The organism is Pseudoalteromonas sp. RWi3 (assembly GCF_054960735.1).
The window spans coordinates 54,748-77,851 of the sequence record NZ_JBHNYL010000011.1 but is presented as its reverse complement, the minus strand read 5'-3'; the positions used below and the strand labels follow the sequence as shown (position 1 = coordinate 77,851).

At 41.2% G+C, this 23,104-nt stretch carries 17 protein-coding genes; 13 read left to right on the top strand and 4 right to left on the bottom strand.

What is annotated here, in order from left to right:
* Window positions 1-15: 15 nt before the first annotated feature.
* Both ssb and ACFI4Z_RS14135 read left to right on the top strand, forming a co-directional pair.
* Window positions 16-744, top strand: a complete 729-nt coding sequence (gene ssb / locus ACFI4Z_RS14140) for a single-stranded DNA-binding protein (protein ID WP_462671142.1) — start codon at window positions 16-18, stop codon at window positions 742-744.
* Window positions 745-1,152: 408 nt separating this feature from the next.
* On the top strand, window positions 1,153-2,850 hold the full coding sequence (locus ACFI4Z_RS14135) for an EAL domain-containing protein (RefSeq protein ID WP_462671141.1): 1,698 nt from the start codon (window positions 1,153-1,155) through the stop codon (window positions 2,848-2,850).
* An 8-nt stretch (window positions 2,851-2,858) separates the two neighbouring features.
* On the opposite strand, the gene ACFI4Z_RS14130 is transcribed toward ACFI4Z_RS14135, so the two are convergent.
* The gene (locus ACFI4Z_RS14130; RefSeq protein WP_462671140.1) at window positions 2,859-3,755 is read right to left on the bottom strand and encodes a 1-aminocyclopropane-1-carboxylate deaminase/D-cysteine desulfhydrase; all 897 of its coding nucleotides are present in this window, start codon (window positions 3,753-3,755) and stop codon (window positions 2,859-2,861) included.
* 259 nt (window positions 3,756-4,014) lie between these two features.
* On the opposite strand from ACFI4Z_RS14130, the gene ACFI4Z_RS14125 reads away from it, so the two are divergent.
* From ACFI4Z_RS14125 to ACFI4Z_RS14080, 10 genes are all read left to right on the top strand, one after another.
* A complete protein-coding gene (locus ACFI4Z_RS14125; RefSeq protein ID WP_462671139.1) occupies window positions 4,015-6,021 on the top strand; it encodes an SUMF1/EgtB/PvdO family nonheme iron enzyme in 2,007 nt (668 codons plus the stop codon).
* Window positions 6,022-6,157: 136 nt separating this feature from the next.
* Window positions 6,158-7,201 (top strand): rod shape-determining protein, encoded by a 1,044-nt coding sequence (locus ACFI4Z_RS14120; protein WP_058560919.1) that lies wholly within the window; start codon window positions 6,158-6,160, stop codon window positions 7,199-7,201.
* Window positions 7,201-8,043, top strand: coding sequence for a rod shape-determining protein MreC (mreC, locus tag ACFI4Z_RS14115; protein ID WP_180270406.1), 843 nt, complete (start codon window positions 7,201-7,203; stop codon window positions 8,041-8,043). The genes ACFI4Z_RS14120 and mreC overlap by 1 nt, the downstream gene beginning before the upstream one ends.
* The gene (gene mreD, locus ACFI4Z_RS14110; protein WP_394192838.1) at window positions 8,036-8,515 is read left to right on the top strand and encodes a rod shape-determining protein MreD; all 480 of its coding nucleotides are present in this window, start codon (window positions 8,036-8,038) and stop codon (window positions 8,513-8,515) included. Before mreC ends, mreD begins: the two co-directional genes overlap by 8 nt.
* Entirely contained in the window at window positions 8,515-9,084 is a 570-nt protein-coding gene (locus tag ACFI4Z_RS14105) for a Maf family protein (RefSeq protein WP_462671138.1), read from the top strand. Before mreD ends, ACFI4Z_RS14105 begins: the two co-directional genes overlap by 1 nt.
* A gap of 1 nt (window position 9,085) precedes the next feature.
* Window positions 9,086-10,558: a ribonuclease G gene (gene rng / locus ACFI4Z_RS14100; RefSeq protein WP_462671137.1), complete on the top strand. Its 1,473-nt coding sequence runs from the start codon at window positions 9,086-9,088 to the stop codon at window positions 10,556-10,558.
* Window positions 10,558-14,421 (top strand): YhdP family protein, encoded by a 3,864-nt coding sequence (locus ACFI4Z_RS14095; RefSeq protein WP_462671136.1) that lies wholly within the window; start codon window positions 10,558-10,560, stop codon window positions 14,419-14,421. The genes rng and ACFI4Z_RS14095 overlap by 1 nt, the downstream gene beginning before the upstream one ends.
* On the top strand, window positions 14,418-15,254 hold the full coding sequence (locus ACFI4Z_RS14090; protein WP_462671135.1) for a carbon-nitrogen hydrolase family protein: 837 nt from the start codon (window positions 14,418-14,420) through the stop codon (window positions 15,252-15,254). The genes ACFI4Z_RS14095 and ACFI4Z_RS14090 overlap by 4 nt, the downstream gene beginning before the upstream one ends.
* Window positions 15,251-16,690 carry a metalloprotease TldD gene (tldD, locus tag ACFI4Z_RS14085; protein ID WP_462671134.1) on the top strand — a complete coding sequence of 480 codons (1,440 nt, stop codon included), beginning with the start codon at window positions 15,251-15,253 and terminating at the stop codon, window positions 16,688-16,690. Before ACFI4Z_RS14090 ends, tldD begins: the two co-directional genes overlap by 4 nt.
* A 338-nt stretch (window positions 16,691-17,028) precedes the next feature.
* Complete coding sequence (locus ACFI4Z_RS14080) at window positions 17,029-17,598, top strand: DUF2799 domain-containing protein (protein WP_462671133.1); 570 nt, start codon at window positions 17,029-17,031, stop codon at window positions 17,596-17,598.
* Window positions 17,599-17,669: 71 nt separating this feature from the next.
* Here ACFI4Z_RS14080 and ACFI4Z_RS14075 read toward each other — a convergent pair whose 3' ends face one another.
* The 3 genes from ACFI4Z_RS14075 to gorA all read right to left on the bottom strand — a co-directional run bounded on the left by ACFI4Z_RS14075 (window position 17,670) and on the right by gorA (window position 20,900).
* Window positions 17,670-18,503 carry a mechanosensitive ion channel family protein gene (locus ACFI4Z_RS14075; protein ID WP_462671132.1) on the bottom strand — a complete coding sequence of 278 codons (834 nt, stop codon included), beginning with the start codon at window positions 18,501-18,503 and terminating at the stop codon, window positions 17,670-17,672.
* A 115-nt stretch (window positions 18,504-18,618) separates the two neighbouring features.
* Entirely contained in the window at window positions 18,619-19,350 is a 732-nt protein-coding gene (locus tag ACFI4Z_RS14070) for a MauE/DoxX family redox-associated membrane protein (RefSeq protein ID WP_462671131.1), read from the bottom strand.
* 188 nt (window positions 19,351-19,538) lie between these two features.
* A complete protein-coding gene (gorA, locus tag ACFI4Z_RS14065) occupies window positions 19,539-20,900 on the bottom strand; it encodes a glutathione-disulfide reductase (RefSeq protein ID WP_462671130.1) in 1,362 nt (453 codons plus the stop codon).
* A gap of 132 nt (window positions 20,901-21,032) precedes the next feature.
* Here gorA and prlC point away from each other — a divergent pair, with 132 nt between their 5' ends.
* Entirely contained in the window at window positions 21,033-23,084 is a 2,052-nt protein-coding gene (prlC, locus tag ACFI4Z_RS14060; RefSeq protein WP_462671129.1) for an oligopeptidase A, read from the top strand.
* Window positions 23,085-23,104 lie beyond the last annotated feature (20 nt).

Below are 23,104 nucleotides of genomic sequence, written 5' to 3'. Positions count from 1 at the left end.
ATAGGAGAAAGGTCCATGGCACGCGGTGTTAATAAAGTAATCTTGGTTGGTAATTTAGGCCAAGATCCAGAAGTACGTTATATGCCTAATGGTAATGGCGTAGCAAACATTACTTTAGCTACTTCAGATAGCTACAAAGATAAAAACACCGGCCAAATGGTCGATAAAACTGAATGGCATCGTGTGGTGTTTTTTGGCAAGTTAGCTGAAATCGTGGGTGAATATTGCCGTAAAGGTTCACAAATTTACGTTGAAGGTAAACTTCAAACTCGTAAATGGACCGATCAACAAGGTCAAGAAAAATACACCACAGAAATCGTTGTAGATGGCTTTACTGGTCAAATGCAAATGTTAGGTGCACGTGGTGGTGATCAGCAAGGTGGTGGCTACCAAGGCGGTCAGTCTCAAGGTGGTCAATCACAAGGCGGTTACGGCCAGCAGCAAAACGCACCACAACAAGGTGGCGGATACGGTCAACAGCAAAGTACACCGCAACAAAGTGGTGGTTATGGCCAACAACAGAGTGCACCACAGCAAGCACCAGCTGCACGCCAACAACCAGCAGCTGCACCGCAGCAAAATAACCAATACCAATCAGGTGGTGGTTATAACCAGCAGCAAAGCAGCAATGCTAATGCACCACAACAAGGTGGTTTTGCACCTAAGCCGCAAAATGCACCTCAAGGCGGCGCATCAAACCCAATGGAACCACCAATTGACTTTGATGACGACATTCCGTTTTAGCCAAAGACAAGTTTAAAAATATAGGAAAGCCCTGTTATTACAGGGCTTTTTTGTCTTTATAGCTATAAAGATGGTTTGCTCTAGTAAGAGTTGAAGCGTATTTATCAGTACGGGGAGTAGCACAGTTACAATATCTATTTTCGTTTGCTTTATGATAAGCGCCTAGTTAATCATCTAAATTACTTTTCCACTTTGTTGCTCACAGCATTAAATGGGTATGTAACTAATACTGTAGTCATTATCAGTTAGGTAATTATAAATACGTAAGTTTTATAATTTGAGCACCTTGGTTACATTTAAAATAGCCTCCAAGCCTTGTGTTTATGGGGATCTTGAACAACACTTGATCTATTCCTTCTTCATTCTGTGCGAACCATGGCAATTAAATTGAAAAATCTACGAGTAAATATGCTCAGTATTTATATTGCTGTTTGCTTGGTATTTATTTGTGTATTTAACCTCTTATTGGGTGACGTTTTGCATCAGAAGGTGCACATAGCAGGAGTAAAACTTGCCCAGCAGGTTTATGATTTAAAGCTAGACGTGATTGTAAACAAAGAAGTCATTGGTGCATTAGTAAATGCGCATGGTTTTATGCTTGAGCCCGAGGGTAATTCAACGCCATTCTACTTTTCTGCTTTGATGGGTGAGAAAAGCGACATATTTAATTATAAAAATATTAGTTTAAGGCTCTACCATAGGCCTTATTGGGTGGTTGAAAGCTACATATTTATATTATTTAATTTGGTTATCATTGGTGCAATGATGTGGGGGTATCGCTGGTGGAAGATGCTTTATAAACGTTATAAAAGTAACTTTGCACAAGCAACTTGGGCTTCCTCTCAACGTTTACCAAACAATAGTCGTGTAGTTAGTAATAAAAGTCACGATGAGGGGGCGAATAGTGTATCTAAGACAATCAAAGACGATGAAATCGAAAAATTGTATTACATACAGCAAGGTAATTACCATTTATTCGCACTGTTTTATTGGGGCTACCCTTTTCCAGAGAATATAGACTTAGAAAGCCATTTTAAATTGGTTATTGCTAAAGGGTTTAGTGAACTTCCTAAAGTTTCAGTTAAACTGCTTAAATCAGGTGGGTTGGCGATTACTTTACAAGGCATACCTCAAGCAAAGTTAGACAGTTATACACATAAGCTGCATCAAGTGATTTATCAGGCTTCATTATTCTACCGTCAAGATTTGTCGCGAAAAAATATTAAATTAGGTGTATGCAATTATAGATTAGGTGCAGATCAATCTGTTGTTTATCAACTTACTAAATCCGCTTTAGAGCAAGCTAAGCAAAGCCCATGGCGGCATACAATGCGGATACCTTTTAGCCATACTCATTTTGAAGTATTAAAAAGTAGTAGCAAAGATTTACCAGAATACATAGCAAAGAAAAAATTCACACTATTTTTTCAGCCTCTTTTTGATTTGAATACAGGGGAAATGCTACAACATGAAGCTCTGATAAGAATTAGGCATAAATCGTTAGGCTTATTATCTGCTAGACAGTTCATTCCTCATTTAAAAACCGATACTTCAATCATGCAGTTGGATATTACGGTTATTGAACACGTGATATCTATTCTAAATAAGGAGCCCTCACAGTTGGTTGTAAGTATTAACTTACATTCACAAAATTGGGTAAACCGACGGTTTTGGGAGCAGTTTTCACAGACTATTAGTACATTTAAAGATGCGGAGAAGCTACAGTTTGAGATTTCAGCAGAGGACTTTAATCTGTTTAAAGCTGAGCTCACACCTGCTTTTGAGCAGATTACCGCGATAAACGCATCAATTGTCATTGATAATATTCTTACCAGTGATGAATTTGCATCTTTAACGTCGTTTAAGCTACTCAAGGGGTTAAAGCTTGGCTACGAGCTTATGCATAATATTGATAAGCATTTAAAGCAACAGCGTATTGTTCAAGACATTGTTGCTAAAGGTGAGCAGCTTAACCTTGGTGTTTATGGCGTGGGTGTGGAAACGCAACAAGAACTAAATACGTTAAAAAACCTAGGCGTAAGAGCTGCGCAAGGTTTTTATTTTACGGAACCATTGCAAGAGTTCACTCAAGTAACACTTTACTAAAACTATGTTTATATGAGTTGTCGATATCGCAATCCATCCAATCCTTGGAGGCCGCCGGTGTGGATTGCGACAATTTTACTCCCAGATGGGAAAAACCCTTGTTCAATTAGCTGCCATAACGCGTACATCATTTTTCCTGAGTAAATAGGCTCAAGTGGTAGCTGATGAGTGGTGCGCATTGACTCACAGAACTGCCATAATTGCGGACTAAACCTTCCGTATCCGCCGTCATGGTAATCACACAGTAGCTGCCAATTCGTTTGGCTATTCGCTTTTTTGCTCAGTGCTTTTATCTCCTTAATTAAATACTCAGCTTGCTTTAAAACAGCGATACCTATTACATGCGTATGCAGGGGCGCTCCTTCTATCAATCCAGCGAGTGTGCCACCACTTCCCGTTGGGCAAATAATATAATTGCTGTGTGGTAATGATTCTGCCAGCTCTTTACATCCTAATAAGGCGGCCTTGTTTGTGCCACCCTCAGGAAGTAAATAGGCATGTGGAAATCGTGCTTGTAATGCGGATAAATAATCGTGTTTGTGACGTTCGCGGTATTCTAAACGTGTAACTGGGTGTAATTGCATACCTGCTTGTTGAGCAAATTGTAGGGTTGGGTTGTTTAAATCCAGTTCAGGACCACGAATGATACCGTGTGTTTTAAAATTAAATTCTTTTCCGGCTGCAGCACAGGCATGGATATGATTTGAGAAGGCCCCTCCAAAAGTCACTAATTCGCTTTTCCCTTGAATGCGCATACTAATTAAATTGTATTTTAATTTACGCCACTTGTTGCCACTGATCAGCGGGTGCAGCAGATCATCACGCTTTATGTGCAAGGTAAGGTCTTGGTTGGTCAGTATTGGGCTTATTATTTGTTGTAGTGGGGACTCGGAAATTGAAAACACGGTTTTATCTTCGAATAAAATGATACACAAGGCTAGCAAAATAATTATCTATAAGAAAATGATTCATGACATAAGCATTAAAATGATGATTTTCATTGAATGAGACGGTTATTTACTAGCGTGATGGATGGTAATAGTTGTAAACTCAGATAATTTTTGAACAAAGCTTGTGTTTTGCCTTGCAAGTACATAGCATAAGAGTTTAATTATAAAAAATAAATAATGACCAAATAATTGCCGCTTTTTGGGAATGGAATATATGCGAATTGCTCCTTTATCTCTGTTAATTTCAGCAAGTTTGTTTGCATCGTGTGCATTTGCACAAGATACAGCAACCGTTTCTGGAATTGAATCTGAGATCAGTATTAAACAAGCTGAATACGATAACTCTACACAAATACTAGAAAAACATTTAAAAGAAGAAAACCAGTTACAAAGCCAACTTGATTTATTACGTGCTCGCTCAGCTGAGTTAGACAAAGAGAAAAATCAAGCGCTTGATGCAATGAATGAAATGTATCGTCGTCTGATTGACGATCCTACTATTGATATTAGCACTGCTCAGGCGCGTTACCAGCAAGCCGTTGTCGATCATAAACAAAATAAAGATGACATCGCGATGCAGTTAGCGGCAATTGCATCTCATCGTAAAGATATTGAGCAAATTCGTGTAGCTAAACATACCCAGTTAAATACCCTTGAGAGCTTGAAAGAGCAATTAACAACCGCACGCGTTGAACGATTAAGAAATGAGTTCACTCGTGAAGGTACCCTTGAGGTTGATCATACAATTAACTGTAAGCGCACCGAAACACTGGCAGCCTGTGAACAGCGTGGCCAACAGATGGGCTTACAAAAAGCCACAAAACGCTTTATTGATCAAATCTTTGCCAATCTGACGGAAGAGCGTTTAGTTGAACCTAAACGCAATATGGCTGGTGCTCAGGTACAAATTATCAGTAGTCACGTTGTGAATAGCGCATTTAGCGGCCAAGGTAACTATAACGTTAACTTGAGTGTAACTATGCGTGGCGATGTAAACAGCAGTCGTTTATGCAACTTATTGAGTGTTGATAACCGATATTGCTCAGAATACGGCACACCATTGAGCACGCCTTATCAAGCAAGCTACGGAACAGGGTTTTACGATAGTCAGTTAACATTCAGTGACTCTCAGGATAATAACGTTTCTGTATCGCGTATGAACCAACAGCCTGTTAGAGATTACGCTGTTAAACCAGCGAATAATGCAAACTCGCTTATTGTTGATAATACGAAGAACAAAATGGTCGAGCTGACATTACGTTCAAATGTGTACGATGATGAAGTGTTTATTAATGGGGTGAGTTTTGGCTCGACTCGGTTAGCAACGTCCTTACCACGCGGGCTTCATGATATTGAAGTACGTAAGCAAGGGTATAAGCCTTATCGCGTTAGAATTGATTTACGAAAGGCTCACACGATAAACGCCAAGTTAGTAAAAAAGCCTGAGTCGATTGCTGCACCGACCTTCACCAGAGAGCAAAGCAATAAATCGATAAATAGCACGTCGAGCGCTGCTGTTGTTGTTATCCCAGCTGGTACGTTCAAAATGGGCGATATTAACGGTAATGGGTTAGCAAACGAACGCCCTGTGGTCGAAAAAACGATTGAAAACTCTTTTGCTATGCAAAGCAAAGAAGTGACAGTGGGTGAGTACCAAAAGTTTGTATCGAGCACCGGTTATAAAACCGAGGCTGAACTTAATCGTGGTTGTGCTTATTACCTAAATGGTGAACCTGTATGGGAAGTGAGCTTAAACTGGCGTAATCCTGGTTTTGAGCAAGAAAGTAATTTTCCAGCGGTGTGTTTAACTTACAACGATGCTAAAGCCTATGCTAATTGGTTATCGGGTGAAACAGCGCAGCAATATCGTTTACCTAGTGAAGTGGAGTGGGAGTATGCTGCTCGCTCAGGTACAACAACAGAATACCCTTGGGGTAATGAAATAGGCAAAAACCTAGCTAACTGTGGTTGGTGTGGTAGTGAATGGTCAAACCGCAGCGCAGCGCCTGTTGGTTCGTTTTCACCCAATGCGTTTGGTTTGTACGATACGGTAGGAAATGTATGGGAATGGACTCATCAATCATCGGGTCAATCAGACGTAACAGTGCGTGGTGGTGCATGGAATTTTGCTCCAAGCCTTGCCAGAGCAGCAACACGTTTGATTTTAGCACCTGATTTTCGTGCAAATTACATTGGCTTTCGTTTAGTACGAGAGCGATAAATATTTTTGAAAGGAAGCAATGCTTCCTTTTTGCTAATTTACCTAGCTAATGATGCTTTTGATTGCTGAACAAACTCAGCGTGTTAAAGTGACTAATAGCTAATATAAGAACGTTTTTCAAAGGTCATCCAGCCTCATGTTTAAGAAACTCCGTGGTATTTTTTCAAACGATCTATCGATCGACTTGGGTACAGCCAATACCCTCATTTATGTCAAAGATGAAGGCATAGTCCTTAATGAACCATCTGTTGTCGCTATTCGTCAAGAGCGTGCTGGTGGACCAAAAAGTGTTGCCTCTGTGGGAACTGAAGCAAAGCAAATGTTAGGCCGAACGCCTGGCAATATTAAAGCTATTCGTCCTATGAAAGATGGTGTAATCGCCGACTTTTATGTGACTGAAAAAATGCTTCAGCACTTTATCAAGCAAGTACATAACAACAACTTTATGCGTCCAAGCCCGCGTGTTTTAATTTGTGTACCATGTGGTGCAACGCAAGTTGAAAAACGTGCAATTCGTGAATCAGCAATGGGTGCCGGTGCCCGTGAAGTTTATTTAATTGAAGAACCAATGGCCGCAGCCATAGGTGCAGGCTTACCAGTATCAGAAGCTACAGGTTCAATGGTGGTTGATATCGGTGGTGGTACTACTGAAGTTGCTATTATATCATTGAATGGTGTGGTTTATTCATCATCAGTACGAATTGGTGGTGACAAATTTGATGAAGCAATCATTAACTATGTGCGCCGTAACTTTGGCAGCTTAATTGGTGAGGCTACCGCTGAAAATATTAAGCATCAAATTGGTTCAGCTTTTAAAACAGATGAACCTGTTGAGATTGAAGTGCGTGGTCGTAACCTTGCTGAAGGTGTACCGCGTTCGTTTACGCTCAATTCACATGAAATCTTAGAAGCACTACAAGAGCCGTTAATGGGTATTGTTAGTGCTGTCATGGTGGCGCTTGAACAATCACCACCAGAGCTTGCTTCAGATATCTCAGCTAAGGGCATGGTATTAACAGGTGGTGGTGCATTACTAAAAGATTTAGATCGCCTGCTAATGGAAGAAACCGGTATTCCTGTAGTTGTTGCTGATGATCCACTTACGTGTGTTGCACGTGGTGGTGGTAAAGCGCTAGAAATGATTGATATGCACGGTGGTGACGTATTTAGTTACGACTAATGAAGTTAATGTTTGGACGTACGATTTCATTGCAACTGCGACTTTTTGTCGCAGTGCTTTTGAGTATCGTGTTGATAGTTGGAGATAAGTATACCGAAGGTAGTACAACGGTACGCACCAGTTTAAATACGCTTGTCAGCCCATTAATTTATCTTGCCAACTTACCTTATGAAGTATTTAGTTTTGGTGCTAAAAGCTTACAAACCCGTGAGCAACTATTAAGCGAAAATGAAGCGCTTAAACAAAAACAGTTGTTACAAAGTGAGCAGTTACAACAATACCAATTTTTAACGAAAGAAAACCAGAAACTAAGAGCACTACTAGGCTCTTCAGCGAAACAAGCCAACCGAAAAATTATCGCCCAAATACTATCGGTGCATTCAAACCCGTATAGCCACCAAGTGGTTATTAACCGAGGCGCGATCGATGGTTTAAGTGAAGGCCAAGCGGTTATTGATGAAATGGGTGTTGTTGGCCAATTAACTAAGGTTGGGTCAACAACGTCTCGTGTGCTGTTGATGACCGACACGACTCATGCAACACCGGTGCGTATTTTACGTAATGAAGTTCGTACTGTGGTTGAAGGTATGGGCAAAATAAACCAAGTTAAACTGTCACATGTACCCCATAGTTTAGATGTTCGCATAGGTGATGTGTTGGTGACATCTGGATTGGGTGGCACATTTCCAGAAGGCTACCCTGTTGCTATTGTTACAGAAATAAACCGTGATGAGGGCAGTCCTTTCGCTCAAGTATACGCTGAGCCTGTAGCTCAACTGGATCGAATCCGATTATTGGTTGTTTTATGGCGTCAACAGCAGGAGATTATTAGCAGTGAATAGCCGTCATAGCTTTTTGATCGGAGTGAGTATTTTCTTTGCTTTGATCATGTCGCTAATGCCTCTGCCTTTTACATTTGAGCCGTTCCGTCCTGATTGGGTGTTGTTGGTTTTAATGTATTGGTCATTGGCTGTTCCTCATCGATTAAACATTGGCACCGCATGGGTTGTTGGTTTATTGATTGATTTAGCGTCGGGTTCGCCATTAGGTGTCAATTCGCTCACCTTTTCTATTTGTATTTTTGTTACAGCCAGTAACTTTCAAAAAATTCGCAATTTTTCAATTTGGCAGCAAGCTATTTTAGTGGGCTTATTTTTAATGTTTTACCATCTCATGCAGTTTTGGCTAAATCATTTTTTAATGGACGTTTATTTTAACCCGCAGTATTTATGGCCTGTCGTTACAGGGATGCTAAGTTGGCCCTGGATTTTCTTATTATTACGCAAGTATCGTCGCCATTTCAGGATTAGATAATGCAAAGTGCAATTTATTTAGCGTCGGCTTCCCCGCGGCGCAAAGAGCTACTAACGCAGCTTGGTTATGAGTTTTCACAATTTAGTGTAGATGCAGATGAAAGCCAATTAGTTAACGAACCTGCAGTCGATTATGTTGAACGTTTAGCGCGTCTTAAAGCGCAAACGGGTGTTGCGATGGGTTATACTGATCGTCCTGTTCTTGGCAGCGATACAGTAGTTGTTATTGATGGGCAAGCGCTTGGCAAGCCGACTGATAAAGCTGATTTTATAACTACGATGCAGCGCCTATCTAATCGAACACACCAGGTGTTAACAGCCATTGCTTTTGCCACTCCAAACGATGTTATAAGCCAGGTTGTCACCACCGAAGTCACTTTTAAATCATTAAGTAACGATGAGCTAGAAAGTTACTGGCAAAGTGGCGAGCCAAAGGATAAAGCTGGCGGGTACGGGATTCAGGGGCTCGGAGGACGTTTTGTAACGCATATTTCAGGTAGCTATTTTGCCGTAGTGGGCTTACCTTTATATGAGTGCGAAAAATTATTAAGTGAATTTTTAAGTAGGTAACATGAGTATAGAATTACTAATTAACGTCACCCCAAGTGAAAGTCGTGTTGCCCTCATTGAGAACGGCGTACTGCAAGAAATTCAACTCGAGCGTATAGGTAATTTGGGCATTGTTGGTAATATTTACCTTGGTAAAATAAGTCGCGTACTGCCGGGTATGCAAGCTGCATTTGTCGATATAGGCCTTGAAAAAGCGGCATTTTTACATGCTTCAGACATTGTTAATAGCGCTTCAATCATTGAAGGTGTGGATGAGCAGCCAGTTAAAAAAGTCCAAGATATTCGCGAGCTAGTGCGCCAAGGGCAATATATCATGGTGCAAGTGGTTAAAGATCCGTTAGGAACAAAAGGCGCACGCTTAACTACCGATATCACAATTCCATCACGCTACTTGGTGTTTATGCCAGACGCTACACATGTTGGGGTAAGCCAGCGCATTGAAACAGAAGAAGAACGCAGCCGGTTAAAAAATATTGTTGCAGACTATTCTGACGATGATGGAAGCTTTATTGTTCGCACAGCTGCTGAAGGTGCTAATGAGGCCGAGTTACGCCATGATGCTGCATTTTTAAAAAAGCTGTGGGAAAAAATAGTCACTAAGCGTAAAAAAACCAGTAAAGAGAGTATCCTGCACGAAGATCTAACGTTAGCGTTTCGTACGCTAAGAGATTACGTTGGTGAAGACATGGAGCGCATTCGGGTTGATTCTAAATTGACATACCATGAGCTCAAAGCATTCACAGAAGAATTTGTGCCTATTCTGGCAGGCGCGCTTGAATACTACCCAGGTGAACGACCTATTTTTGACTTGTTTGATGTTGAAAATGAAATTCAAAAAGCACTGCATAGAAAGGTTGAGCTCAAGTCTGGTGGTTATTTAATTATAGACCAAACAGAGGCAATGACGACTGTTGACGTTAACACGGGTGCATTTGTTGGTCACCGTAACCTTGAAGAAACTATCTTTAATACCAATGTTGAAGCAACGTCAGCCATTGCGCGCCAGCTTAGGCTGAGAAACTTAGGCGGCATAATCATTATCGATTTTATTGATATGATCAGTGAAGAGCACAAGCGCAGAGTTTTACATTCACTTGAATCTGCGCTTGGCAAAGATCGCGCTAAATCAAATATAAATGGTTTATCAGCACTGGGTTTAGTTGAAATGACCCGTAAGCGCACCCGTGAGAGCCTAGAGCATATACTATGTGATGTATGTCCTGCTTGTTCAGGGCGTGGCTCGCAAAAAACGGTTGAAACAGTTTGTTACGAGATCTTGCGAGAAATCGTGCGTGTTAACCGTGCCTATGCAGCCGACAAATTTATGGTTTATGCCGCTCCAGCGGTAAGTGAAGCATTAATAAACGACGAATATCATAACCTTGCTGAACTTGAGTTATTTATTGGTAAGCAAGTGAACATTCAAACTGAGAGCCTCTACAGTCAAGAGCAGTTCGATGTGGTTATGATGTAATGAAAGCAAAAACGGTTTGTTTTTATTGTATTAGAAAGTTATGGCAAGTATTTGCTGTAACTCTAGTACTGTTGGCCGTTATTGTATCCGTTTTAAAATACACGCTTCCTTATGCGAATGATTATAAAGGTGACTTAGAAGGTTACCTTTATGAAAAGTTTGCAGTTAACTTATCTATTGGTGCTATTTCAGCAAGTTGGCAAGGTAAAGGCCCTGCCATTGTAATGGAAGAGATATCTTTTGAAGATAACACCACTTCACCCATAGCGCTGACAATAGCGAAAGCCAGCCTAGAGCTTAACTTGTGGGAAAGCATTAAAACTCAGCAATTTAAGTCTAATTACTTTGTCATCAATGGCTTTCATGCCAATGTAAACCTCCCTTCGCTGCTTGACTCAGGTGAAGGAGATGTTGCGTTTGAGCAAAAGGAGCTCATTGAGGGCTTGTTTTTAGGTGATACGGGTCATTTTGCAGTTGAAAATAGTAGCATCAACTTTTTAATGGGTGATGGTAAAGAACGTCGTTTAATTCTTGAAAATATAGTTTGGCAAAACAAACCGAAACAACATAGTGGTAGCGGCACATTAGCACTACCTGGTATCTCCGTCGGTACTTTTGACGCTCGAATTGCGCTAACAGGAAAAACGTTAGAAGCAATGGCAGGTGATATTTACGTCCAAGCAAGTCAGGTTGATATTTCTAAATGGGTGGCACAATACAGCAATAAAGACAAACATGAGTTGAAGTCAAACCTTAATCTAGAATCTTGGATTAGCATTGAAAAAGGCTTAATCACGGATGTTAAAGTTAAATGGCTACCTAGTTTTATAAATTGGCAGCAGGGCAATGAAGCAAAGCCTCATCAGTTGAGCATTAGCGAAGGCGGTTTTCATTTATTTCCATGGCAACAAGGCTGGCGGTTAAAAAGTACAGGGTTAGCTGTGAACAGTTTGCAGCATAGCTGGCCGAACGTGAAGTTTGAAGCGCAGCTTGGCAAGCAAAAACAATTTTGGTTACAAGAGTTTGACCTTGATTTAGCCACTAAGTTAGCTCAGCTAAGTAACTTTTCAGTGTTAGACCCATTAATCACACGTGAGCCCAGTGGCGTAATAGATAAAGCCTATGCATTATTTAACTCTTCTGCAGATTGGCAGCTTTGGTTTGCGGCAGAGAATATTGGTTGGCTTGCTAATCAGGGAATACCCGGAGCGAATGCACTGCGTATCGAAGGAAACCTAAATCAATCACGTGGTCGGGTCAGTTTATTTGGCGAAAACAATGTACTTCTAACAGGCGATACATTTTCACAGCCTATAAAATACACTCAGCTCAATGTAGATATTGATGCATTTAATACTGCTCAAGGGTGGCAGATAAGCAGTGATAACATATGGCTGGACAACGAAGAACTTACCCTAGCAGCAGAGATGAAGGTCAGCGTAGGTGAGCAGCCTAGGCTAGATTTGTACGCAGAGGTTTATGCCCCTGATGCAAGTATTGCAGGGCATTACTTTCCATTACCAGTAATGAGTGAAAACTTAGTCAGTTATTTAAATGGTGCAATAAAGCAAGGTGAACTAACTCAAGCGCAAGTACTTTTTTCAGGACCGTTGTCGGGTTTTCCATTTACGGACAAATCTGGACAATTTGAAGTGTTGGCACAAATTGATAGTGCAACTTATCAATTTACCCCTGATTGGCCTAGCGTGACGCAAGCAAGTGCAAAGCTTCATTTTGAAAACGAACGAATGGATATCTATACTCAGCAAGGTCAGTTGATTAATTTAGCGGTTGATAATAGCGTTCATGTAAGTATTGCTGACTTAATGAATGCTGATACTTTATCAGTTAAAATTAAAAAGCGTGCTGATGCACAATCTTTGTTACCTTTTTTCAAAGCGACGCCACTTGAGCAACCATTGGCCAATGTATTTTCAGTGATTCAAGGGCAAGGCAGTGCAAATGCTGATATAGAATTGACCGTTGATTTAAATGAGTTGGATGTTAATGCCAAAGGCGTTGTAACACTTAAAGATATGCCAATTTATCTGGCTCAGCCGGGGTTACAATTATCAGCTGTGAACGGTAGGCTATACTTTAACGATGATCATGTTGCCTTAAAAAGCGCATCGGCAAACTGGCTCGGCATGCCAATTAAATTTGACTTCGATGGCAAAAACATCGGTGAAGCCTACCGTGGTGAAATTAATATTGTTGCACAAATTGATGCAGACACTTTAATCGCAGAAGCGCAGGGTTTGTTTCAGGGTTACTTAAAAGGTGAAAGCGAACTTGCGATTGATGTCACATTAAACTTCTTGCCAACGGGTTTCAATTACCTCGCTGAAGTAAACTCCCAGCTGGTTGGCCTGACAAGTGAATTACCCGCACCTTTTACTAAGAATGCTGAGCAACCATGGGAACTTAAGGCACAGGTCCAAGGTGATGATATATCTAATTTGATCACTGCAAATGTGAATGATCAAATTTACTTTAATGCTATTTTAGCAAATACCAGCGCTAAGATGACGAATGCGCACCTAATTTTGGGGGAGCAGGACTTAGGGTTGAATAGAGAAGATTTTACTGTTTCTATAAATTTAGAGGAAACCCCATTACTGTCTTGGGTTACGCTAATTGATCAAATCATTGCTGTAAGCCAAGTTGAAACACAAAGTGAAGGCGTGCTCCCTCCTTTAAAAGAGGTGGTGGGGCAAATAAACCGTTTAACAATTGCTGACATTGTTTTTAATGATTTTGAAATGCGGTTAAAACCTAAGTTAAATGAGCTTAATTTAAGGCTTAATGCAAAAGAGCTTCGCTCACAAATCAGTATTCCAATTAATCAAACTAGTCGCCCGATTCAAGTGAACAGTGATTACTTACGATTAAACTTTCTTTCTAAACCAGATGAAGAGCCCACGGAGCAAGTTAACACAACTTCGGTTGAGGATTTAGCCTGGTTAAATAACATCCCTGCGATTGAGTTTAATTGTTTAGATTGTAAAGTAGATAGCTATCAACTGGATAATGTAAGTGCTTCCTTATTTGGCGATGGTACGCAGTTACTGATCCCAGAGCTTGTTGTTGATAAGGGGGAGCATATTCTGCGTGCTAAAGGGCAGTGGAAAAATGGTCAAACACGCCTTAATGGTAATATGCAAAGTGATGACATAGGTGAGCTTTTTGATGAGTTTGATATTACCACCACGGTGAAGGACTCTGATGCTGACATTAACTTTGATTTAGTATGGCAAGGCGCACCATATCAATTTGATATATCCACATTATCGGGTGATTTAGCATGGAACTTAGAAGATGGTCACCTTGCTGAAATAAGTGATGGCGGAGCGCGGGTTTTTTCATTATTGAGTTTAGATTCGTTGGTTCGAAAACTTAAGCTCGACTTTAGAGACGTATTTTCTAAAGGCTTTTTCTATAACAGCTTTAAAGGAACAATGCAGTTAGATAAAGGGCTTGCCTATACCCAAGACACCAAAATGGATGGTGTTCCTGCTGATTTAACCATTAAAGGGCATACCAATTTAAATACCATGGAAATCAATTATGATTTAGCCGTTGCACCACAAGTGACGTCAAGTATTCCGGTTATTGTTGCATGGATGGTAAACCCAGTGACTGGATTAGCGGCGTTAGCTATTGATAAGGTGATTCACTCTGCGCGTGTAATATCTGAGATCAACTTTAAAGTAACGGGCAGTATGAGCGACCCTGTTGTACAAGAGGTAGATAGAAAAAGTCGTGAAGTTGAACTTCCACAAGCTGCACAAAATCAACCTCAAAATGGCCCTCAGGTACGTGAATTAAAGCGCAAAGATGCAGCGGTAACGGCAACACAATGAGTTATACATCGCCTTCACCGGGTCATATCATTGCGCTACAGATGTGTTCTGACATCAATGCTCAAGAAAACCTTGCTCAGTTAGAGCTGCAGCTGTGTAGTTTACCCAGCACTCGCCCGTTATTAGTGTGTTTACCTGAAAGCTTTTTAGTTTTTGCCAAATCTGGTGATGATACTCTTGCTGTAGCTCAACAAAGTGATGCATATCAGGCACAATTGAGTCAGCTTTGTTGTAAATATGATATTTGGCTAGCGGCAGGTACACTGCCGATCGCCACTGACAATAATAAATATTATGCTGCGTCACTGTTATTTAATAGCCAAGGTGAAGTGATTGCACGCTACAATAAAATTCACTTATTTGATGTCGATGTGGCAGATGGTACCGGCGCTTATCGCGAATCAAACTTTACGCAAGCGGGCAATGATGTAGTGGTGGTTGATACGCCATTTGGCAAAATAGGCTTAACAGTATGCTATGATCTACGCTTTAGTGGACTGTTTAGTGCGTTACAGCGCCAAGGAGCAGAAATCATATTAGTGCCCAGTGCTTTTACAACAGTAACGGGGGCAGCTCATTGGCAGCCACTTTTAACAGCGCGAGCGATAGAAACGCAAAGTTATGTTATTGCTGCAGCACAAGCTGGGCAGCATGAAAATGGTCGCGCTACTTACGGTCATAGTTTAATTATTTCTCCTTGGGGTGACGTCCTCAGCGAGCTTAAAAATGGCACTGGGTATATTGGTTGCCAACCTAACTTATCCCAACTACATGCCATTAGACGAGATATGCCTGTGCAATCTCACCAACGATTTAGAGAGCATTTATTATGAACACGGTTGAACAGCATTTATTACACGACAGCCAGCTAAATCGAGAAGAACTCGAGAAAACGCTTAGCTTTATTCATCAACACAACGTTGATTACGCCGATTTATATTTTCAGTCAAGCCACCATGAGTCATGGGTATTAGAAGATGGCTTAGTTAAAGAAGGCTCTTACAATGTTGAGCGTGGTGTAGGTGTACGAGCAGTAAGCGGCGAGAAAACAGGCTTTTCATACTCAGATGCTATTAATCTTGAAGCGCTTAATAAAGCAGCCACAGCTGCACGTAGTATTGCCGATGCAGGCGAAAATAAAGCCATTCAAGTATTTAGTGATGTTGCTGCAAAAGAGCAGTTCGCGCCACATCAGCCTATTCAAAGCATGAGCGATAACGATAAAGTCAGCTTATTGCGCGAACTTGAAAATTACATCCGCGAATTAGCCCCCGATGCCGAGCAGGTGATTAGCTCTATGTCGGCGGTATATGAAGAAGTGTTGATTGCTGCCAGTGATGGCACCTTTGCCACCGATATTCGCCCGCTGATCCGTTTAAACTGTTCTGTATTGCTAGAGAAAAATGGCCGCCGTGAACGTGGTGGTGCTGGTGGCGGTGCGCGTTTAGATTATGGTTACTTTAAAGAGCTAGAAGATGGCAAACCGCGCTGGATGGGCTTTGCAGAAGAGGCAGTGCGTCAAGCTAAAGTAAACTTAGAAGCCATTGATGCGCCAGCTGGCACAATGGAAGTGGTACTTGGCGCAGGTTGGCCCGGTGTTCTACTTCATGAAGCGGTAGGTCATGGACTAGAAGGCGATTTTAATCGCAAAGGTGCATCAGCATTTAGTGGGAAAGTTGGCGAAAAAGTCGCATCAGAGCTGTGTACTGTGGTTGATGATGGCACTATTGCCGATCGCCGTGGATCATTGAATGTAGATGATGAAGGTACACCTGCCGCTTATAACGTGCTTATCGAAAATGGTATTTTAAAAGGCTATATGCAAGACAAAATGAACGCGCGTTTGATGGGGGTAAACCCAACAGGTAACGCACGTCGTGAATCGTACGCGCATTTACCAATGCCACGTATGACCAACACTTACATGTTAGGCGGAGAGCACAGCCAAGCCGATATTATTAGCACGGTTAAAAAAGGTATTTTTGCGCCAAACTTTGGTGGCGGCCAAGTGGATATCACTTCAGGTAAGTTTGTATTTAGTGCCTCAGAGGCCTACTTAATCGAGAACGGTAAAATTACTCAGCCTATTAAAGGTGCAACATTAATTGGTAATGGCCCTGAGGTAATGCAGCAAATCTCTATGGTCGGTAACGACCTAGCGCTTGATAAAGGTGTTGGTGTTTGCGGTAAAGACGGTCAAAGTGTACCAGTTGGTGTTGGCCAGCCAAGCCTGAAAATTGATAACCTAACAGTAGGTGGCACGGCTTAACAGTATTCTGTTTGATAAAAACCTTGAGAGCTTATGCTTTCAAGGTTTTTTTTATGCCTTATAAGCGGTAAAAGTAATGAGCTACTGTTATACCAATCCGCAATAATACTTAATCATTTTGCGGGGCTAAACTTGTCGCTACCAGCGCGAAAAAATTCTCATTTAGAACAACCTAAATAGCGAATTTTTTGTCTTGTTATCAACACGTTTTTCTACCCTCAAAATAGATCACTTAATTAAGCGAATTGGTATTACTTTGCAGGCTATCATTATTTGTTATATTGGCATAACCTTTGACAAATACACTTTATTACTCATTTAGAGTTTAGGTAACAAAAATGGTTTATCGTTCTTTATTATTGTTGTTAATCGTATTAGTAGCTGGGTGTACTTCCATGTCGCAAGATGAGTGTTTGCAAGCAAATTGGCAACAGCTTGGTTATAGCCATGGTGTGCAGGGCTATAGTTTAGAGCAAGGCCAAGAAATTGTACTTGCTTGTCGCGAGTTTGGCATCAATCCTCAACTCACTGAATATCAAGAAAGCTACCAACAAGGACTTGCAAAGTATTGCGAACCTGAAAATGGCTTTGCATTGGGTTTACGTGGCGAAGCTTACAATAGTGTGTGCAACAACACCCAATTTAGAAAAGCATGGCAAGAGGGGAATGAACATTATCAAGTACAAGCAAGAAAAGCTGAGATTGATACACGCCTTGATAGTATAAATTGGCGGCTTGACGAAATTAGAAGTGAGTTGAGTGCTTCTGCGGCATCTAGCAATCAACGAAAGGAATTACGTCGTGAGCGCGAACAATTAGAAGATGAAAGTAAAGATTTAAGGCGAGAAAGAGCGTTGTTACCTTTGTTAAATAAACTGCCTTCACTGCATATTGAATATGAACTATAGCGGCAAAAAAGGCTGCAACCAAGTATGAAACTAGCGCTTTAAATAGATAGTTAAAGCGCTATTAAAAATTTTTATGGCGTATCTTTAGAAGATACTTTATTTGCCTCACTGTACCAAAGCTCCATAAAAAAGGCTGTAAGCTTATGTTCTATTTCTAGTGCTTTTTCAGTTGGGCAAAAAAGTGTAAAACTCGCCTTAAACTCCCCTAATTCTGTAGTGCTGAAGTTTATTTCTGGCTCCGGTCCTGAAATTTTAGCATCTAGTTTCCTTTCAATTATTGAGTTGTAGCGCCCTGCCACATCTTCAAATTCCTCACAATACTCTTTTGCCTTCTCAGTTAAAGTGGCATAGATAGGATACGGGTTAAAGCTTTCCTTACGCACAATATTAAAGTGATGTGTAGTAAAGCGTTTTACAAAATTTAAATTTTTAATCGGGCTAGTGATTAGTTTATTGTTGGGAATGTAAATGGTCTTACGCGAGAACTGATAAGTATGCATATCAATTTCATGCATGGTGGTTTTAATCCAATCGGTTTCAGCAACTTCACCATAATACTCACCAACCTGCACCCAATCGCCAACCCGAAAAGGGCGAGTCGTCACTAAGTAAAAAAAGCCAATTACGCACTGAATAAACTCTCTTGTTGCCAGCACAATGGCAACGGCAAATGCGGCAATTGATAGCGCAAAATTTTGAATTTCTGTTGACCACACGAACAATAATAGCAACACCATTATTAAGTTTATAAAGTGTTTAATATTATGCGAGATATAGCGAATATCTTTCTCTTTCTTTTCGGCTCTGTGGCGCGCTAGCTTTGCAACAATAATTTTGAGGCTATACGCGATGGTAATTATTACCAGTGAAGCGAAAACAGGGTGGAGCAGCAAATCTGTATTCATAAATTCCTAATTGATGGGACGTTAATAAGTATATCACTTGGCTATACTAGCTAAGTTTTGATGTTTCCACCACGAAGAAAATATTAACCTATGAGTGTGTGGTTTCTATGTACTATCAACTAAGTAGCATCCAGAAACCAGCAGCTATCATGAATATGTTTTCGGTAAGTGAAATAAACCCCAGAGGCACATTACTGTCACCACCAACACACGCGCACTTGAGTTCTCGCTTGTCTATATACACGGCTTTAAATACAGATAAAGCACCTATTAGACCAATAAATAACGCAAAGGGTGCAACTACATAAGCGGGCAACTCAGCTACCATGCCAATCGCCACGTAAGCTTCTATAAACGGATAAATATAGGCATAAGGCACAATCCGCATAGCGAGTAAATCATAGGTAATAAATGAGTTTGAAAAACTGTATAAGTCTTGCAGCTTTTGAATGGCTAAAACTGCCATCGATAGTGCGATAAACAGCATTAAATTTTGCATCGACAATAAAGCATCGCCACTGGCATAACTAAACCCGCAGCTGAGTAATAGTGTGACTGCAAATATAGCTAATACCGGCGTGTAACTTGTGCCTTGTTGACCCGCCTTGGGCAGATTGAAAAAGTCGCGCAAATCATCGTATCCACCTATACGTTGATCACTAATAAAAGTTTGTGGGGTGGTTTTTACATTATGCTGCTGTTTGAACTCATCGGTTTGCTCGCGGCTGGTAAGGTGGCGATCATCAACATCGTAGCCATTACGCGCTAACAAATCTTTTGATTTTAAACCGAACGGACAAATATGCTCATCGGTTACCATACGATATAGAATTGCAGACTTAGACACAGTGCCTCCTTGTAAAAATGCTAAACACACAGGTAATCATTACAGAAAAAAGTGTATATTCTCAGCAATACGATATATTGGTATAGAGATACAAGGTTTATACCAGCTGTGATTTCAGATAATAAAAAACCTTGCTTAACAGCAAGGTTTTTTATATTTGCCCGAAGCCCGAAGCCCGAAGCCCGAAGCTATCTCATCGTCACAAACTCTTCTGAGCCTGTTGGGTGCAGGGCAACCGTTGAATCAAAGTCAGCTTTGGTTGCGCCCATCTTCATAGCAACGGCAAAACCTTGAATCATTTCATCAACTGTAAAACCAATACCATGTAGGCCAACTACTTTTTCTTCAGGGCCTGCGCAAACTAGCATCATATTACAAGCTTGGCGATGCTGGGTAACGGCGGTGTACATAGCAGCAAAGCTTGATTTATACACCTTAACGTTCTCTGCGCCGTATTGCGAAATAGCTTCTTGCTCAGTTACACCAATAGTGCCAATTGGCGGGTGGCTAAATACCACGGTAGGAACTAGGTTATAATCCATTTTCAAATCATCAGGCATATCTTTATTAAATAAGCGCTCTGATAAAGTGCGGCCTGCTTTGATGGCAACTGGTGTGAGTTCTATACCGTTTTCGATAATATCACCTACCGCATATACATTCTCTGCTGTGGTGTTTTGGTATTCATCAACCTTTACATAGCCACTTTCGTTTACCTCAACACCCGCAGCTGCTAGGTTAATTTTATCGGTTGTTGGGGTGCGGCCAATAGCCCAAATAACTTCGTCAACGTTTTGGCTGTAACCATTTTCAAAGTGAATGGTTAAGCTGCCATCGTTTTCTTTGATGACTTCTTTTGGTGAGCACTCAGTGTGCAGGGTTGGCCCTTCTTTTTCCATAATATCGACAAGCGTGTCGATAATATATGGGTCGAATGAACGCAGTGGTTTGTTTTTACGCACGAATAAATGAGTTTCTGTGCCAAGGCTATGTAATACACCTGCAATCTCAACAGCAATATAACCGGCACCAACAACTGCAACGCGTTTAGGTTGCTCATTGAGTTCAAAAAAGCCGTTAGAGTCGATACCGTGCTCAGCACCTGGGATGTTAGGAATAGTCGGGCGGCCACCCACAGCAATAAGGATATGATCAGCTGTGTAAAGCTCACCGTTTACTTCAACGGTTTTATTATCAACAAATTTAGCAAAGCCATTGACGACTGTTACACCATTACTGGCTAAGTACTTATTATAACCTTGGTGAATACGGCCAATGTAAGCTTCGCGACTTTCAACTAATTTAGCCCAATTGAAGCTTTTTAGCTCAACATCAAAGCCGTAATCTGGCGCATAAGCATTAATCGCTTCGGCAATTTGCGCACCGTGCCACATTACTTTCTTTGGCACGCAACCTACGTTTACACAAGTGCCGCCCATGTGTTGTGCTTCAATTAGTGCTACTTTAGCGCCACGCATAGCTGCGCGATTAGCTGAGCCAATTCCGCCGCTACCGCCACCAATTGCAATGTAATCAAAATGCTGAGCCATTTTTAGTCCTCAAGTTTATATAAAACGTATTTAATCTGATAATAACACATGGAAGACCCGTTAAAAGCCCCTTGTATTTCAAGTGTTGTGCCCCAACTTAAAATTCATATTCGGAACGATTTGAGAGCTAACATGAGCGATTTACAAAATAACCCACTAATAGGCCTTGAAGGCTTGCCACCGTTTTCAAAAATTAAGCCTGAGCATGTTGTCCCTGCACTTAAAGCGGGTATCGATGAATGTCGTGCAAAGATAGATGAAGTGTTGGCGAATAAGTCGTTCACTTGGCAAGACCTCGTGTTACCGCTTGAAGAAGTTGACGATAAACTTTCACGCATGTTTTCGCCGGTTTCACATATGAATTCAGTAGTAAACTCTGATGAACTACGCCAAGCGTATGAGCAGTGTTTACCTCTTATCTCTGAGTACTCAACGTTTGTTGGTCAACACCAAGGCTTGTACGACGCCTACAACGCACTGCGTAATAGTGAAGAATTTAACACCCTAACCACAGCGCAACAAAAATCAATTACCAATGCCCTGCGTGATTTTGAGTTGTCGGGCATTGCCCTTGAGCCTGCAAAGCAAAAGCGTTACGGCGAAATTAGCGCGCGCTTATCAGAGCTTGCGGCTAAGTTTGGTAATAATGTGATGGATGCAACCCTTGCATGGCAAAAACACATTACCGACGAAAGTGAGCTTGCCGGTTTACCTGAATCGGCCTTAGCACTTGCAGCCGATACGGCAAAAAGCAAAGACTTAGATGGCTGGTTATTTACTTTAGACTTCCCATCATACTTACCCGTAATGACGTATGCAGATAACCGCCAATTACGTGAAGAAACGTATACCGCATTTGTTACTCGCGCATCAGACAAAGGCCCAAATGCTGGTGAGTTTGATAATTCAGCAATTATGAGTGAAGAGCTGGCGCTACGTCACGAAATTGCGCAGTTACTGGGTTTTGAAAGTTATGCCGAAAAATCACTGGCAACTAAAATGGCCGAAACACCAGAGCAGGTGTTCTCATTTTTAGAAGATTTAGCTGCTAAGTCAAAACCACAAGCAGAGCAAGAGTTGGCAGAGCTGCAAGCTTACGCTAAAGACAAGCACGGTATCGATGAACTTGCTGCATGGGATTATGGTTACTACGGTGAAAAGCTTAAACAAGAAAAGTACGCGATATCAGATGAAGTACTGCGCCCTTATTTCCCTGCCGATAAAGTGTTAACGGGCTTATTTGAAACGGTAAATCGTTTATTTGGTATCACAGTTAAAGAAGTGGCTGATGTAGATACTTATCACAAAGATGTTCGCTTTTTTGAGGTTTACGATAGCAGCAATACCTTACGTGGGCGTTTTTATCTTGATTTATACGCACGTGATCACAAACGTGGTGGCGCCTGGATGGACGATTGTATGGGTCGTAAAGTGCGTGCCAGTGGCCAGTTACAAACGCCAGTAGCGTATTTAGTCTGTAATTTTAATAAAGCAGTGGGTGATAAGCCTGCATTGTTTACTCATAACGAAGTGACTACTTTATTTCATGAGTTTGGTCATGGTATCCACCATATGCTTACGCAAGTTGATGCAGCCCCTGTTGCTGGCATTAACGGAGTTGCCTGGGATGCTGTAGAGCTACCGAGTCAGTTTTTAGAAAATTGGTGTTATGAAGAGGAGGCACTTAACTTTATCTCAGGTCATTATGAAACTGGCGAACCACTCCCTAAAGAGCTACTTGATAAGTTATTAGCGGCGAAAAATTATAACTCAGGTATGCAAATGCTGCGTCAAATTGAGTTTTCATTGTTCGACTTTAGAATCCACAATGATTATAAAGTGGATGAAGAATGCCAAATTCAAGCGCGTTTAGATCAAGTGCGAAACCATACATCGGTTGTTAAGCCGCCTGAGTTTAATCGATTCCAACATGGCTTTAGTCATATATTTGCTGGTGGCTACAGCGCGGGCTATTACTCGTATAAGTGGGCTGAAGTACTCTCGGCTGATGCCTTTTCACGCTTTGAAGAAGAAGGCATTTTTAATGCAGCAACAGGCCAAGCATTCCTAAATAATATTTTGGAAAAAGGCGGTAGCGAAGAGCCAATGGAATTATTTAAAGCGTTTCGTGGTCGCGAGCCTAATGTAGATGCGCTTTTACGTCATAGCGGTATCGCCTCTTAAGCATAATTAAGCACTAAAAG

Excerpts from the sequence above, each read along its gene's own strand:
- ssb (WP_462671142.1), top strand. The coding sequence starts at position 16 with ATGGCACGCGGTGTTAATAAAGTAATCTTGGTTGGTAATTTAGGCCAA.
- ACFI4Z_RS14135 (WP_462671141.1), top strand. The coding sequence starts at position 1,153 with ATGCTCAGTATTTATATTGCTGTTTGCTTGGTATTTATTTGTGTATTT.
- ACFI4Z_RS14125 (WP_462671139.1), top strand. The coding sequence starts at position 4,015 with ATGCGAATTGCTCCTTTATCTCTGTTAATTTCAGCAAGTTTGTTTGCA.
- ACFI4Z_RS14120 (WP_058560919.1), top strand. The coding sequence starts at position 6,158 with ATGTTTAAGAAACTCCGTGGTATTTTTTCAAACGATCTATCGATCGAC.
- mreC (WP_180270406.1), top strand. The coding sequence starts at position 7,201 with ATGAAGTTAATGTTTGGACGTACGATTTCATTGCAACTGCGACTTTTT.
- ACFI4Z_RS14105 (WP_462671138.1), top strand. The coding sequence starts at position 8,515 with ATGCAAAGTGCAATTTATTTAGCGTCGGCTTCCCCGCGGCGCAAAGAG.
- rng (WP_462671137.1), top strand. The coding sequence starts at position 9,086 with ATGAGTATAGAATTACTAATTAACGTCACCCCAAGTGAAAGTCGTGTT.
- ACFI4Z_RS14095 (WP_462671136.1), top strand. The coding sequence starts at position 10,558 with ATGAAAGCAAAAACGGTTTGTTTTTATTGTATTAGAAAGTTATGGCAA.
- ACFI4Z_RS14090 (WP_462671135.1), top strand. The coding sequence starts at position 14,418 with ATGAGTTATACATCGCCTTCACCGGGTCATATCATTGCGCTACAGATG.
- tldD (WP_462671134.1), top strand. The coding sequence starts at position 15,251 with ATGAACACGGTTGAACAGCATTTATTACACGACAGCCAGCTAAATCGA.
- ACFI4Z_RS14080 (WP_462671133.1), top strand. The coding sequence starts at position 17,029 with ATGGTTTATCGTTCTTTATTATTGTTGTTAATCGTATTAGTAGCTGGG.
- ACFI4Z_RS14075 (WP_462671132.1), bottom strand. The coding sequence starts at position 18,503 with ATGAATACAGATTTGCTGCTCCACCCTGTTTTCGCTTCACTGGTAATA.
- gorA (WP_462671130.1), bottom strand. The coding sequence starts at position 20,900 with ATGGCTCAGCATTTTGATTACATTGCAATTGGTGGCGGTAGCGGCGGA.
- prlC (WP_462671129.1), top strand. The coding sequence starts at position 21,033 with ATGAGCGATTTACAAAATAACCCACTAATAGGCCTTGAAGGCTTGCCA.